Source organism: Pseudomonas sp. EL_65y_Pfl2_R96 (assembly GCF_963970905.1).
Taxonomy (GTDB): Bacteria; Pseudomonadota; Gammaproteobacteria; order Pseudomonadales; family Pseudomonadaceae; genus Aquipseudomonas.
On the sequence record NZ_CAXAQH010000471.1, the window covers coordinates 1 to 255 of the forward strand.

The following is a 255-nucleotide window of genomic DNA, read 5'->3' on the forward strand; positions in this document are numbered from 1 at the left end:
CTGCGGCGATGGTGATGGTCGAACCGTTGGACAGGGTGACAGTGACCGGCGTCTGCGCCGGGTTGGTCAAGGTCGCGGTGTAGGTGATCTGGCCGCCTTCAGTGACGGTCGAACCCGCTGTCAGTGTGACGGTGGTGGTGTCGACCGAGTCGGTAACGGTGGTGACCGCCGGTGTCGGGTTCGGCACCAGGTTCTCGAAGTTGCCGCCGGTAGTCCCGGTGATCGTGGTGCTGACGGTGCTGCCATTGTTGTAGA

1 protein-coding gene is annotated in these 255 nt (G+C 63.5%); it reads right to left on the reverse strand.

The features are described from left to right. The coding region (locus AACY49_RS31625; protein ID WP_339528300.1) for an immunoglobulin-like domain-containing protein at positions 1-255 on the reverse strand (255 nt) is incomplete at both ends.